Source organism: Dyadobacter sp. OTU695, assembly GCF_038440355.1.
Classification (GTDB): Bacteria; Bacteroidota; Bacteroidia; order Cytophagales; family Spirosomataceae; genus Dyadobacter.
In genome coordinates, this window is record NZ_JASATN010000120.1 from 1 (window position 1) to 230 (window position 230).

The 230-nt window shown below is 48.7% G+C and carries 1 rRNA gene; it reads right to left on the reverse strand.

The features are described 5' to 3' along the window. Positions 1-9 precede the first annotated feature (9 nt). A 5S ribosomal RNA gene (rrf, locus tag AAHB90_RS32710) occupies positions 10-121 on the reverse strand. Positions 122-230 lie beyond the last annotated feature (109 nt).

A 230-nucleotide genomic window follows, 5' to 3' on the forward strand; every position in this document is an offset into this window, starting at 1 on the left:
GTTTAATAATTGTGGCGGCTACCTACTTTACCAGGTTTGATCCAAGTATCATCGGCGGACCCGGGCTTAACTTCTCTGTTCGGGATGGGAAGAGGTGAACACCGGGCCAATAGCCACCAACAAGGTCTTTGTTGGTTTATGTGTGGTTAGGGGAAGAGGTGAAGCGAGTGTCGCCCCAGACCGTTCCAATAGCCACCAACAAGCTCTTTGAGTTAGAGTTTAAAGTTTAG